The organism is Massilia sp. CMS3.1 (genome assembly GCF_051262535.1).
Lineage (GTDB): Bacteria > Pseudomonadota > Gammaproteobacteria > Burkholderiales > Burkholderiaceae_D > Telluria.
Map to the genome: position 1 here is coordinate 118,410 of NZ_JBIMES010000010.1, position 12,637 is coordinate 131,046.

The following is a 12,637-nucleotide window of genomic DNA, read 5'->3' on the forward strand; positions in this document are numbered from 1 at the left end:
CACATGGACGACCTGAAGAAAATCGCCGGACAGCTGATCATGGTGCGCCTGTTCGGCACCGAACTCGATGCCGACACAGCTGCCTTCATGGCGCAGAACGGCGTGCGCGGTGCCTGCCTGTTCCGCCAGAACATGCAGGACGCCACCCAGCTCACGCGTCTCACCAGCGCGCTGCGCGACGTGATGGGACCCGAGGCCCTGATCGCGCTCGACCAGGAAGGCGGCGCCGTGGTGCGCTCGACCTGGGTGCCGGCGCCGCCATCGGCGATGGCGCTCGGTGCGGCGAACGATCCGGAACTCGCGCGCGCCGTCGGCGCGGCCGTGGCGCGCGCGGTCCGTTCGCTCGGCTTCAACTGGAACTTCGCGCCGGTGCTGGACCTGAACAACAACCCGCACAACCCTGTCATCGCCGAGCGCTCGTTCGGCGCAGATCCGCAGACCGCGACGCGCATTGCCCTGGCCTGGATGGAAGGCAGCCAATCCGAGGGTGTGGCCTGCTGCGTCAAGCACTTCCCCGGCCATGGCGACACCCACGTCGACTCGCACCGTGCGCTGCCCACCGTCGACAAGCCCTTGGCGGAACTGGAGCGCTTCGAATTCGCGCCCTTCCGCATGGCCGCGCAGGGAGAATATCCGGCGCCGGCGATGATGACCGCCCACATCGTCTATCCCGCGATCGATGCCGAGTATCCGGCAACCATGTCGCGCCCTATCCTGACCGGCATCCTGCGCGAACAGTGGAAGTATGAGGGCGTGATCATCACCGACGGCATGGACATGCATGCAATCGCGCACCGCTTCGGTGTCGGCCAGGCCGCAGTGCGCTCGCTCGTTGCCGGCGCCGACATGGTGATGGCGATCGGCTCGCGCGACACCCAGATCGAGACGATCGACGCCATCGCCGCCGCGATTGCCTCGGGTGAGCTGCCGATGATCGAGGTGAAAGCGCGCCTGGCACGCCTGGCAAAGCTGGCGGCGGCGCATCCGGCCGGCGGCGTGGCGCGTCCGGGCGCCGGCATTGCGGTGCCAGCGAGCTGCGAGGTCATGGCAGACGCGGCGCCCGGCGCCGACGAAGCGCCGATCTACACCACCGACATCGACGACCGCGCCCTGATGGCGCGCGCCTGGCAGCGCGGCTTGAGCAGCATGGGCGCGGTGCGCCGTCCCGCCGCAGGCAGCCGGGTGCGCCTGGTGGCGCGCCAGGACGTGGTCAGCGACGGCGTCTCGGAAGCCGGCGTGCCGGCGGCATCGATCGCCGCTTCGCTGGCCCAGCTCTTCGAGGTCGAACTGGTGACCTTCGCCGACCCCGACACCTTCGACTGGAATGCGCTGCCGCAGGACGGCCGCTTCACGATCCTGGCCTCGACTTCGCGCCGCCGCCATGCCCCGCACCTGCGCGCGACCTGGCATCCGGACCTGCACCTGGCGCTGTGGAATCCCTATCAGGCGCTCGACTTCGATGCCCCGGCCCTGATGACCTATGGGTTCGCTGCCCCGGCGCTGGCCGCGGTGAACGCCTGGCTGGCGGGCGAGATCGAGGCCACCGGCCACTGCCCGGTGCCGGGCTTCTGAGGTAGTCGACGGTAACGCAATGTAACGGCAGCCCCGGCTGCCGTGCGGCTGCGGCACAATTGCGCAGCAGGGTCCCGGCCGCTTATTGGCTAATTATGGGACAATGCGCGTTTGCTCAAGCTTGGCAAAAATGCCATTTTGCTGCGGATTGTACCGCTCATCTTTTTAGAAGGATCACTCATGTCCCATTTCCGCCTTGCTCGCCTTTGCCTGCTGCTGGCTGCCGTCGGCCTGAACACCGCGCCTGCCCTGATGACGAGCGCCCATGCCCAGAAAGAAGCGGCGCCTGCCGCGCCGGCCAACACCGTGCGTCCCGAGCTGGCCAAGGTGCTCGATTCGAATACCATTCAGCCCTTGATCGCTGCCAAAAACGCGGCAGAAGTGCAGAACCGTATCACCCAGGCCGAAGCAATCCCGAACAAGACACCGTACGAGACCTACATTCTCAACCGCATCAAGATGGCGCATGCGTCGATGACCGGCAACGAGGCGGGCATCATGACCGCTGCCGAAGAAGTAGTGAAGTCCGGATTCGAGCCGAAGGATATGCAGGCCAAGCTGGTACTGGCGATTGCCAACATCCAGTACAACGCGAAGAATTACGGCGCCGCCGCCGAACAGGTCAAGCGCTTTGAATCGCTGGGCGGCAACATGGCAGAGGCCCGCGCGCTGCAGTCGCGCGCCCTGTACCTGAACAAGGACTATGCCGGTTCCCTGCCACCGCTGCAGCAATTGATCGCCGAGTCAGAAAAGGCCGGCAAGGCGCCGTCGCAGGAAGACCTGAAGCTGATGCTGAGCGCCGCGCAGCAGGCAAAGGACACTGCCGCCTTCGAGACTGCCATCCAGAAGCTGGTGAACTACTACCCGAGCGACGAGTACTGGAACGAGCTGATTCGGGTGAGCGTGATCCGCAAGCCGGGCTTCAACCAGGACAACTACCTGCCGCTGCTGCGTTTGCAGTTTGCCGCCACCAAGGTCATGCGTGAAGAAGACTATGTCGACCTGGCCGAAACCGCCATGCGCGACGGCTTCCCGACCGAAGCGAAAAACGTGATGGACGCCGGCTACGCCGCGGGCGTGCTGGGCAAGGGCGGCAACGCCAAGGCCCACACCGCCCTGCGCGGCCGTGCCGACAAGGGCGCCGCCGACGATGCGAAGAACATCGCCGCCGGCGAAGCCTCGGCAGCGAAGGCGAAGACCGGCGCCGGCCTGGTCAACCTCGGCTGGGCGTACTCGACGATGGGCCAGCACGACAAGGGCATCGGCTTCATCCAGCAGGGTATCGCCAAGGGCAGCCTGAAGCAACCTGACGAAGCCCGACTGCGCCTGGGCGCGGCCCAGGTCAAGGCCGGCCGCAAGGACGAAGCGATCAAGACCTTCGAAAGCGTGAAGGCCGGCGGCGGCCTGTCGGATGTGGCACGCGTCTGGGTCATGAGCCTGAAGCAGCCAAGCGGCGCAGTTGCTCCAGCGGCGGCATTGACCACGACCGTCGCACCAGCACCGGTCAAGTAATCCCGCAGCCTCAATGAAAAGCGGGCGGCGCCACTGGCGCCGCCCGCTTTTTTACGTCCCTGTGGGTTTCACATCGCCGTGAACCCGCCATCGACCGACAGCTCGTGCCCGGTCACGAACGACGACTGCCCGGAGCACAGCCACAACACCGCATTCGCGATCTCGGCCGGCTCGGCGAAGCGCCCCATCGGGTGCGCTGCGCGCAGCTTCTTTTCCAGCGCCGGTTCGCGCCCGAGCGCGCGCGCCAGCATCGGCGTGCGTACCGCGCCCGGACAGAGCGCATTGACGCGGATGCCCTCTTTCGCGTATTCGATCGCCGCGCTCCTGGTCAGCCCGGCCAGCGCGTGCTTGCTGGCCGCGTAGACGGCTTGACCCGATACGCCGACCGCGCCGAAAGCCGAGGACAGGTTGACGATCGCCCCGCTGCCCTGGCGCTCCATCTGGCGCAGCTGGTATTTCATCGACAGCCAGACGCCCTTGACGTTGACGTCCATGATGCGGTCGTAGATGGCTTCCTCGGTCTCGGCCAGCCGTGCGCCTTCCTCGAATACACCCGCGCAGTTGACGGCGCAGTCGAGCCGGCCGTAATGGTGGACCGTCTTGTCGACCATCGATTCGACTTCAAGCGCGCGGGTGACGTTGACCGCCACGAACAGCGCCTTGCCGCCGTTCTCGACGATCATGGCCGCCGTCGAATGGCCGCCGTCGACGGCGATGTCGGCCACGACCACCGCCGCGCCGGCGCGCCCGAAGGCCAGCGCCACCGCGCGGCCGATGCCGCTCGCCGCACCCGTCACCAACACCACTTTGCCGGCAAACGAACTACCCGCGTACTGCTGCTCTTGCCCCTGCTCTTTCTTGCCCTTCATGTGCCGCTCCTGCTCGGTCACCGACGCGGATGTTCGATGGTTCCAACGGGCAACATTCTAACGTCCCGGCACGGATTCACCAAGCGCAGGCGCCACCGCCGGGCACGGGCGTTGCATTCAGGGCGTGGGCTTGACCTTGTCCTGGTCGCCTGCCATCACCACCGACAGTTTCGACGGGTCGATCGCCTTGCGGAAGGCGGCGTTCAGCTGGGGCAGCGTGACGGCCATCAACTTTGCCTCGAACTGGCGCGACCATTCGTAGGTGCGGTCGCGGTACAGGTAAGCCGTCCAGCCGGCGGCCAGCGCGCCATCGTCGGCGCGGGTCTGCTGGCGCTGCTGCATCAGACCCGACTTGGCGCCGGCCAGCTCGCTGGCGGTAAAGCCGTCCTTCACCGCGCGCGCCAGTTCCGCGCGGATCGCGGCGTCCAGGCGCTGCAGGTTCTGCGGCGCGGCAATCGCACTGATGCCAAACGCCCCGGCGCGGTCGAGGTCTCCGGCGTCGAGCTGCGAACCGCCGCCGTACGACAGGCCATCCTTCTGGCGGATGCGGTCCATCAGGCGCGAACGCAGGCCGCCCTCGCCGAAAATGTAATTGGCCAGGGTCAAAGCCGGATAGTCGGGGTCGTCGATGTTCAGGTCGAGGTTCAGGCGCGCGGTATAAACACCGTTTTCCTTGTCCGGCGTGTTCAGCGTGGTTTTCAGGGGGGCGATATCGGCGTGGCGGCGCAGGACCGGCGCCACGTTCTCGGGAGCGCGCCAGGCGCCGAACAACTCGTCCACCAGCGGCACGATCGCTGCCGCATCGAAGTCGCCGACGATCGCCATCTCGGCCGGCACGCTGCCGTAGAAGGCGCGGTGGAAGACGCGCAGGTCCTCCAGGCGCGCCGCGGTCAGCTCGGCCAGGTCTTCGTCGAAACTGTTCGCGTGGCGCACGTCGCCCTTCGGATACAGGTCGAAATGGCGCGCCAGCGCACGCGCGGCCACTGCCTGCGGCTCGGCGCGGCTCGCTTCCAGGGCGACCAGCGACTGGCGCCGCAGCTGGTCGAATTCCGGCGCCGGGAAGGCAGGCTCTTTCAGCACGTGCGCGACCAGGCGCAAGGCCGCCGGCAAGTGCTCGCGCGTGGTCTGGAAGTGGGCCGGGCCGCCGGCGATTTTCAGGCGGTCGAATTCGTCGGCGAGCTGCTCGCGCGTATAGCGGCTGGTACCGCGCATGAGCATGGCGCCGGTCAGCTCGGGCACGGCGCCCTTGCCGAACAAATTCTTCTCGTCGCCGATGTGCTGGCGCAGGTTGACCGTCACCGCTTCGCCGCGATTCTTTTTAGGCAGCAGCGCCAGCTTGACGCCGCCTTTCGTCGTCAACTGGGTCCGTTTCAGGATGTTTTCCTGGGTCGGCACGAAGTCTTCCGAGATCAGGGTCGACGCCCTGGGTTTGAATTCCTTCAGGATGCTCTCGACGCTCGGCGCCGGCGGAATGATGGCGCGCTGCGGCGTGTCCTCGGGCAGGAAGGTGCCGGTGACCCGGTTGTCGCGCCGCAAGTAGCGCCTGGCCACCCCCGCCACTTCTTCCGGCGTGATCGTCTTGATGCGCTCGCGTCCCGTGAAGAACAGGCGCCAGTCGCCCAGCGCGATCGTCTCCGACAGTGCCACGCCAACGCGCTGCGGATCGTTCAGGCTGCGCTCCATGTCGTTCTCGTACATGCGGCGAATGCGCGCCATCTCGTCATTTGTCGGGGGTGTCGCGCCGAAGCTCTCCACCGCCTCGGTCAGCGCCGCGCGCACCGGTTCGAGCGCTTCTCCCTTCTTCACCACCGCGCCGACATACTGCAGGCCCGGCGCGTAACCGGTTTCGCCAAAGCTGAACACCTGGCTGGCCTTGCCCGTTTCGACCAGCTGTTTGTGCAGGCGGCCGGTCGGCACGTCGCCCAGGATGGCCGAGGCGAACGCCATCACGTCGCTGTCGTCGTGCAGGCTCGATGGCACTTTATAGCCGAGCATGACGATCTGGACATCGCCCTGGCGCCGCACCGCGAAGCTGCGTTCGCCGTCCTGGGTCGGCTCGACCGTCCAGAACGCGGGCAGCGTGCGCTTCGGTTTCGGGATCGCACCGAACAGGCGCGCGACTTTGGCGAGCGTCGCATCCGCATCGAACTTGCCGGCCACCAGCAGCACCGCATTGTCGGGCTGGTACCAGGTGCGGTAGAAGGCCTGCAGGTTGCTCAGCCTGACGTTCTCGATGTCGCTGCGGTTGCCGATCGTCGAGCGGCCGTAGCTGTGCCAGTCGTAGGCGATGCTCTGCATGCGCTTCATGAGAACGCCGGACGGTGAATTCTCGCCGCTTTCGAACTCGTTGCGCACGACCGTCATCTCGGAATCGAGGTCTTTCTGGGCGATGAAGGAACCGGTCATCCGGTCCGCTTCCATCTGCAGCGCCCAGTCCAGGTTCGCCGGCGACGCCTGGAACACTTCGTAATAATTGGTGCGGTCGAGCGAAGTGGTGCCGTTGAAATCCATGCCGCGGTCCGCGAACTGGCGCGTGATGTCCGGGTTCTTCTTCGACCCCTTGAACAACAGGTGTTCGAGCAGGTGCGCCATGCCGGTCTCGCCGTAGTTCTCATGGCGCGAGCCGACCATGTAGGTGACATTGACGGTGACGGTGGGACGCGAGGTATCCGGGAACAGCAGCACTTTCAGGCCGTTCGCGAGCCGGTATTCGGTGATGCCTTCGACCGAGGCGCCGAGCGTCACCCCTTTCGGAAGGGCCGCACCAGGCGGCGGCGCCTTTGGCGCGGCGAGGACGGCGCCGGCGGCGAAGAAGGCAAAGCCGCCAGCGATCAGGTGCGCGCGCAGGCCGCGCTGGGTACTCGTCAAATTCATGTCATCCCGCTAGTCTCGTGCGCCTGGAGCGGCGCGCCAGCGGCGATGGTAACAGATGGTCGTACGGGATGATGCCGCCACGCACTGGTTTGGTGCCCGGGGGCGGGACAGCCTGTCCTAGTGCCGAGCCCGCTTCTCGTGGGCCTGCTGGCTGCCGCTGATGCGCGACAGGTCGCCCATTTCCTCGGCCAGGAATTCGAGCAGGTCGTCGGCGCTGACGATGCCGGCCAGCGCGCCGTTGGCGTTCACCACCGGCACCCGGCGGATGCCGCGCAGGCGCATGTGCTCGATGGTCTGGTAGACGTCGTCGTCTTCGCGGCAGGTCAGCAGGTCGTCGCTCATGATGTCGCCCACTTGCAGGCTGGCCGGATCGAGTCCGAGCGCGACGACCGACACGACGATGTCGCGGTCGGTGACCATGCCTGCGGGAATGGCGTCACCATCGCTGCCGTCGACCACGACCAGGTCGCCCACATGGTGCTTGCGCATCAGGAGCGCCGCGCCCTGCACGGTTTCGTCGCGGTTGCAGCTGATGGTCTGGATGGTGCAGATGTCGCGGATGTTCATGGCTTCCTCCCCAGGCTGATCGTTTGGCCTACGATTTAAGCTAGTGCAGCAACACGCGCAGGGCTTGATCTAGCTCAAATGCTGAAGCTCAGACCTTCGGAACGCCAGGCAACTCGACGAAGCAGGCGTCGACCACCTGCAGGTCGTTGTCCTTGGCGAAATTGACAACGAAGTGGTAAGCCAGCGGTTCGGCTTTTTTCAGCGCATTGTTGACGACCACGGCCTTGACGCCGTCGATCACGGTCGGGTGGACGTAGGGAGAGAACTGGAGGTGGGCATGGCGGCCGCCGCTGCCTTCGGGCCGAAAGCAGGACATGACGCCGCACAGGCGCTCCGCCCAGTCGCTGGGGCGGAACTGCTTGCCATTGCTCGTGAGGCCCAGGATGAAGAATTCGCCGACGGCGCCTTCATTCCCGGTGTGCGGTAACTCGGCCATAGTGCTGCTTGCTGATACAAGAATGCTGCGTGGAGGAGAGCCGGTATTATATCTTATAGAAGACTTGAGGACGAGGCTTGTCTAGCCAAGCCAGACCATACTGGACAACAAAAGCAACAGAATCATCCATAGTATCAGGGCGCGCCAGACAAGTCCTACCGTGCTTTGCAGTGCGCGCAGGCTCGGCTCCTCGCCCGGCAGCACGTCGGTGTCGGCGTCGCTCAGGTCGACCATGGCGGCGTCGACCGGCAGCAGCTGGGGCGCGTTTTCGTTCGGGGTGCCGAGGCGCACGCCCATCGCGCCGCCGCCGGCGGCGAGGATGATGCCGCGCGACTCGTCCGCCCAGCGGTTGGCGAAATTGCGCCAGGCATAGATGGCGTCCTCGAAATTGCCGACCACGGCAAAGGCGATCGCCGTCAGGCGCACCGGGATCCAGTCGATCCAGTAGAAGGCCCTGGCGGCGAACTGGCCGAAGGCTTCATTGCGCATGTGCTCGGGCTCGTTCCAGGCACGCGCCAGGTATTCGGAGACCCGGTACAGCACCGCACAAGCCGGCCCGGCCGGCATCAGGAACCAGAAGAACACGCCGAACACGCTGCGGTGGGTCGTGATGAGCGATTTCTCGACGGCGACACGGGCAATTTCGGTCGCATCCATGCCGACCGTGTCGATGCGTGTCCACTCGGCTAGCAGCGCGCGCGCCGCGGCTTCGTCGCCGCTGTTCAGGGCCAGCTGGATCGAGGTGAAATAATGGCTGTAATGGCGAAAGCCCAGCGTCAGGTAGACGATCACCACGTTCCAGGCAAAGGCGAGGAACACGAGGCCGAAGTATTGCAGCACCCAGTAGACGAGCGCGACCGGCAAGACCAGCACGGTCATCATCAGGAACCAGCCCATGCGGCCGTTCTTCGGTTCGCCGGCGTTGAACCAGCCTTCGATCCGCATCGCCAGGCCCTTGATGCCGCCGTAGACCTGGTTATCCGCGCGCAGCGGTTTGAGCTGCTCGATCAGCAATGCGCACAGGATGGAGAAAAATGTCATGCAAGTCCTTCTTTTGTTATGGCAATACCGCGCTGCCCGCTACGATAGCGCAGGTCACCGCCATAATCAAATCGGCTCTGGCAAGAATCCCCAGAGCAGCTCTCATGCGCGCAAGAAATGGAACAGATTGCGCAGCATGCCGGCTGTCGCTCCCCAGATGAAGAAACGTTCATACGGCATCGCATAAAAACGGCGCGTGCCCTGCCCGTCCGGCAGCTCGAAGGACATGCGCTGGTGGTGCAGGCCGTTCATCAGGAAGGCGAGCGGCACTTCGAAGATCTCGGCCACTTCGTTCGGATCGGCCGTCAAGTCGAAGGGCGGCTTGACCAATGCGACCACGGGCGCGACGCGGTAGGCGCTGCCGGTGATGTAGTCGGGCAGCACCCCGACGATCGACACGTGGCGCCGGTGCAGGCCGATTTCCTCTTCCGACTCGCGCAGCGCGGTCTCGATCGGCGAGGAATCGAGCTCCTCGGCGCGCCCGCCCGGAAAGGCGATCTGCCCGGCGTGGCTGCTCAGGTGGTCGGTGCGCAGGGTCAGCAGCACGTTCAGGCCGTCGGGACGCTCGACGATCGGCACCAGAACGGCGGCACGGCGCAGTTTGAAGCCCGGCCTCACCCACGACTCGTCCGGGGCTTCCGGCTCCCAGGCCAGGCGCGAACGGGCGAAGCGCGCACGCAGGCTTGGCGCCGTCAAGAATGCGGGGTCGATGGCCGGTTCGCCGGCGATGGCGTCGACCGGCAAGCGGGATGGATCCAGATGAACCTTAACCAAAAGCATTTCTCCTGGTTGAAAAGAAAAAGGCATCCCGGGGGATGCCTTTTTTCACTCCACAGACGCGATTACTTAGCGACTGGGGCGGTTGAGACTTTGCGCTGCGGCAGTTTCTCTTTGATACGTGCCGACTTGCCCGAACGCTCACGCAGGTAGTACAACTTGGCGCGACGCACGTCACCGCGGCGTTTCACTTCGATCGAAGCGATCAGCGGCGAATACAGCTGGAACGTACGCTCGACACCTTCGCCGGACGAGATCTTGCGAACGATGAAGTTCGAGTTCAAGCCGCGGTTGCGACGCGAAATGACGACGCCTTCGTATGCCTGGGCGCGCTTGCGGGTGCCTTCGACGACGTTGACGTTGACGATGACGGTGTCGCCAGGTGCGAAATCAGGAATCTTGCGGCCGAGGCGCGCAATTTCTTCCTGCTCGAGTTGTTGAATCAGATTCATTCTTATGACTCCATTAACCATCTTGCTGGCGCTTGATACTGCAAATGCGTTGCCCAGTAGAGGATGGGGTTGAACGTAAGAGCAACATGCCCACACGTCTCGCACCGCTATGGTGCATTTTCCGACATTACTCCGCAGGACGGAGTGAGGTCAAAAACTTTTCGTCGGCCGGCGTCAACTGGCCCGCGCCACGGGCTTTGTCCAACAATTCCGGCCGTTTTTTCGCGGTCGCTTCCAGCATACGCTGGCGGCGCCACTTGATAATCTCGGCATGGTTCCCGCCCATCAGGACCGGCGGCACCGGCACGCCCTCGTACACGTCGGGGCGGGTATAGTGCGGCGAATCGAGCAGGCCTTTGACAAAACTGTCTTCGACCGCCGAGGCGTCGTCGCCCAGCACACCGGGCAATTGCCGCACCACTGCATCCATCAAGGCCATCGCCGGCAATTCGCCGCCGGAGAGCACGAAGTCGCCGAGCGAAATTTCCTCGTCAACCACGCGGTCCAGCAGGCGCTGGTCGACCGCTTCGTAGCGGCCGCACAGGACGACAAGGCCAGGCTCGTCCTTCAAGGCCATGACGCGTTCGTGCGTCAGCGGTTTGCCTTGCGGCGACATGAACACCACGCGCGGCGGCGGCAGGCCACGCTCGACCTGGCGCGCCTTGGCCGCATTGATTGTCGCTTCGAGCGGCCTGGCCATCATCACCATGCCGGGGCCGCCGCCATACGGGCGGTCATCCACGGTGCGGTGGCGATCGCTTGTGAAATCGCGTGGATTCCACAAGGTAAGGCCCCAGCGTTCCTGCTCGAAGGCGCGGCGGGTGACACCGGACTGCGTCAACGCGGCAAACATTTCGGGAAACAAGCTCACGACGTCAAATTGCATCGAGACCTCGTTTCATGAAAACCGACTTAAGAACGTCTAACAAAATCGTCAGGGCAAGGCGCATCGTCGAAGACAGTACGCTCGTACGGCGAGACGCATGCAACGCAGCCATGGCGGTTTTGTTAGACGCTCTAATAATCCAGGCCCCAGTCTAATGTAATCAGTTTAGCCTTGAGGTCGACGGTCTTGACGAACTGATCTACATACGGAACGAGGCGCTCGGGCGCCTTTTCAGTACTTCCCTGCTCGGATATGGGCTCGATGCGCAGAATCGACTGCGGACCGTTGCTCATCATGTCAATGACCTTGCCGAGAGCTTCGCCCTGCAGGTTCACGACATCCAGACCGATCAGGTCGGACCAGTAATACTCGTCTTCCTCAAGCGCGGGAAATTCGCTTCGCGATACATGCACGGCGGCGCCTTTCAGCGCCTCCGCCGCATCGCGGCCCGCCGTCCCGACGAGGGTGGCGACCACGTCGCCGCCATGCATTTTCGTGGTCCGCACGCTGACGGACCGCAGGCTCGGTTTATCGAGCCACCAGGTTTTAATATTCAGCAGCGCATCGGCATCCGTCGAGAACGGCGTGACGCGGATGGCGCCGGCGATGCCATAGGCACCGGCCACATACCCGACCTGAGTCAGGTCGTCGGGGGCTTGCGCCCCACCTGCAACTGAGGCAACTGAATCGGTCAAACCTGGAACCTTGCTTTAAGCAGCTGCGACTGGGGTCTGCTGAGCGACCAGGCGAGCAACGGTCGGCGACAGTTGTGCGCCCACGCCTTGCCAGTAGGCCAGACGGTCAGCGGTGATACGCAGGCCCACTTCGGCGCCCGAGGCCATCGGGTTGTAGAAACCGATGCGCTCGATGAAACGGCCATCGCGACGGTTACGCGAATCGGTTGCAACGATGTTGAAGAACGGGCGCTTCTTGGCGCCTCCACGAGCTAAACGAATAACGACCATAATAATTCCAAAAAGTTGTGCTGGGCGGAGAAAGCCGACGATTATAGCGCGCAATGCCACAGAGCAGCAAGCAGTAATGACAACAGGGCGCGCGGTCCCGGCCGAATCGAGCATTATCCGCTATTTTTGGCGCGACCGCTACCTGCCTGCTGACTTCCCGATCTGCTGCTACATGTTGATACATTGCATTTACATTAAAAGTAATGCTTTTGTCACGTTTATAAACGATACTTTCTTCTTTCGGGGCAACACACCCGCTTACCACATCTGCTTCTGCATGGCACACAAGAACAAGACGCTCGCTACCGCGCTGGCGCTCACCCTGGGAGCGCTGGGGGCACACCGCTTTTACCTGCACGGCGGCGTTGACCGCGCTGGCTTGCTGCACGTCAGCAGCCTGCCGATCGCTGGCCTCATCTACAGCAATGCGCACGGCATTAATGTTTTCTATGTACTGCTGCCGCTCCTCATTTCCGGGATCGCCGCCTGCATCGAGGCGCTGGTCATCGGCCTGACGCCGGACGAAAAATGGGATGCACGCTTCAATGCGGGAACCCAGTCGCGCTCGACGTGGATACTGGCCGTGCTGCTGGTGACAACCCTGCTGGTCGGCACGACCGTGCTGATTGCCACCATTTCGCGGCTGTTCGACCTGATGTACACGGGCGGCGCCTACGGCTGAGCGC

At 64.2% G+C, this 12,637-nt stretch carries 13 protein-coding genes; 3 read left to right on the forward strand and 10 right to left on the reverse strand.

Annotated features, from left to right (window positions below; all coding sequences use genetic code 11):
- The first annotated feature begins 3 nt into the window (after nucleotides 1-3).
- Nucleotides 4-1,572 (forward strand): beta-N-acetylhexosaminidase, encoded by a 1,569-nt coding sequence (nagZ, locus tag ACHAC9_RS17050; RefSeq protein ID WP_435761504.1) that lies wholly within the window; start codon nucleotides 4-6, stop codon nucleotides 1,570-1,572.
- A 180-nt stretch (nucleotides 1,573-1,752) separates the two neighbouring features.
- A complete protein-coding gene (locus tag ACHAC9_RS17055; protein WP_435761506.1) occupies nucleotides 1,753-3,084 on the forward strand; it encodes a tetratricopeptide repeat protein in 1,332 nt (443 codons plus the stop codon).
- A 68-nt stretch (nucleotides 3,085-3,152) separates the two neighbouring features.
- Here the strand turns inward: ACHAC9_RS17055 and ACHAC9_RS17060 are convergent, their stop codons facing one another.
- The 10 genes from ACHAC9_RS17060 to rpsP form a co-directional block, all read right to left on the reverse strand.
- On the reverse strand, nucleotides 3,153-3,953 hold the full coding sequence (locus ACHAC9_RS17060) for an SDR family oxidoreductase (RefSeq protein ID WP_435761508.1): 801 nt from the start codon (nucleotides 3,951-3,953) through the stop codon (nucleotides 3,153-3,155).
- 117 nt (nucleotides 3,954-4,070) lie between these two features.
- Nucleotides 4,071-6,827, reverse strand: a complete 2,757-nt coding sequence (locus ACHAC9_RS17065; RefSeq protein ID WP_435761510.1) for a M16 family metallopeptidase — start codon at nucleotides 6,825-6,827, stop codon at nucleotides 4,071-4,073.
- A gap of 117 nt (nucleotides 6,828-6,944) precedes the next feature.
- Nucleotides 6,945-7,394, reverse strand: coding sequence for a CBS domain-containing protein (locus ACHAC9_RS17070; protein WP_435761512.1), 450 nt, complete (start codon nucleotides 7,392-7,394; stop codon nucleotides 6,945-6,947).
- An 88-nt stretch (nucleotides 7,395-7,482) separates the two neighbouring features.
- Complete coding sequence (locus tag ACHAC9_RS17075) at nucleotides 7,483-7,830, reverse strand: DUF3579 domain-containing protein (protein WP_435761514.1); 348 nt, start codon at nucleotides 7,828-7,830, stop codon at nucleotides 7,483-7,485.
- 81 nt (nucleotides 7,831-7,911) lie between these two features.
- Nucleotides 7,912-8,871 (reverse strand): CobD/CbiB family protein, encoded by a 960-nt coding sequence (locus ACHAC9_RS17080; protein WP_435761516.1) that lies wholly within the window; start codon nucleotides 8,869-8,871, stop codon nucleotides 7,912-7,914.
- Between the two features lie 102 nt (nucleotides 8,872-8,973).
- On the reverse strand, nucleotides 8,974-9,651 hold the full coding sequence (locus ACHAC9_RS17085) for a CoA pyrophosphatase (protein WP_435761518.1): 678 nt from the start codon (nucleotides 9,649-9,651) through the stop codon (nucleotides 8,974-8,976).
- A 62-nt stretch (nucleotides 9,652-9,713) separates the two neighbouring features.
- A complete protein-coding gene (rplS, locus tag ACHAC9_RS17090) occupies nucleotides 9,714-10,100 on the reverse strand; it encodes a 50S ribosomal protein L19 (RefSeq protein ID WP_435761520.1) in 387 nt (128 codons plus the stop codon).
- A gap of 127 nt (nucleotides 10,101-10,227) precedes the next feature.
- Nucleotides 10,228-10,986 (reverse strand): tRNA (guanosine(37)-N1)-methyltransferase TrmD, encoded by a 759-nt coding sequence (gene trmD / locus ACHAC9_RS17095; RefSeq protein ID WP_435761522.1) that lies wholly within the window; start codon nucleotides 10,984-10,986, stop codon nucleotides 10,228-10,230.
- A gap of 131 nt (nucleotides 10,987-11,117) precedes the next feature.
- Nucleotides 11,118-11,681, reverse strand: coding sequence for a ribosome maturation factor RimM (gene rimM, locus ACHAC9_RS17100; RefSeq protein WP_435761524.1), 564 nt, complete (start codon nucleotides 11,679-11,681; stop codon nucleotides 11,118-11,120).
- A gap of 15 nt (nucleotides 11,682-11,696) precedes the next feature.
- Entirely contained in the window at nucleotides 11,697-11,951 is a 255-nt protein-coding gene (gene rpsP, locus ACHAC9_RS17105) for a 30S ribosomal protein S16 (RefSeq protein WP_192054370.1), read from the reverse strand.
- Between the two features lie 277 nt (nucleotides 11,952-12,228).
- On the opposite strand from rpsP, the gene ACHAC9_RS17110 reads away from it, so the two are divergent.
- Nucleotides 12,229-12,633, forward strand: coding sequence for an NINE protein (locus ACHAC9_RS17110; protein WP_435761527.1), 405 nt, complete (start codon nucleotides 12,229-12,231; stop codon nucleotides 12,631-12,633).
- Nucleotides 12,634-12,637 lie beyond the last annotated feature (4 nt).

Bases quoted from the DNA above. Each gene is read 5' to 3' on its own strand.
- nagZ (WP_435761504.1), top strand. From the start codon at position 4: ATGGACGACCTGAAGAAAATCGCCGGACAGCTGATCATGGTGCGCCTG.
- ACHAC9_RS17055 (WP_435761506.1), top strand. From the start codon at position 1,753: ATGTCCCATTTCCGCCTTGCTCGCCTTTGCCTGCTGCTGGCTGCCGTC.
- ACHAC9_RS17060 (WP_435761508.1), bottom strand. From the start codon at position 3,953: ATGAAGGGCAAGAAAGAGCAGGGGCAAGAGCAGCAGTACGCGGGTAGT.
- ACHAC9_RS17065 (WP_435761510.1), bottom strand. From the start codon at position 6,827: ATGAATTTGACGAGTACCCAGCGCGGCCTGCGCGCGCACCTGATCGCT.
- ACHAC9_RS17070 (WP_435761512.1), bottom strand. From the start codon at position 7,394: ATGAACATCCGCGACATCTGCACCATCCAGACCATCAGCTGCAACCGC.
- ACHAC9_RS17075 (WP_435761514.1), bottom strand. From the start codon at position 7,830: ATGGCCGAGTTACCGCACACCGGGAATGAAGGCGCCGTCGGCGAATTC.
- ACHAC9_RS17080 (WP_435761516.1), bottom strand. From the start codon at position 8,871: ATGACATTTTTCTCCATCCTGTGCGCATTGCTGATCGAGCAGCTCAAA.
- ACHAC9_RS17085 (WP_435761518.1), bottom strand. From the start codon at position 9,651: ATGCTTTTGGTTAAGGTTCATCTGGATCCATCCCGCTTGCCGGTCGAC.
- rplS (WP_435761520.1), bottom strand. From the start codon at position 10,100: ATGAATCTGATTCAACAACTCGAGCAGGAAGAAATTGCGCGCCTCGGC.
- trmD (WP_435761522.1), bottom strand. From the start codon at position 10,986: ATGCAATTTGACGTCGTGAGCTTGTTTCCCGAAATGTTTGCCGCGTTG.
- rpsP (WP_192054370.1), bottom strand. From the start codon at position 11,951: ATGGTCGTTATTCGTTTAGCTCGTGGAGGCGCCAAGAAGCGCCCGTTC.
- ACHAC9_RS17110 (WP_435761527.1), top strand. From the start codon at position 12,229: ATGGCACACAAGAACAAGACGCTCGCTACCGCGCTGGCGCTCACCCTG.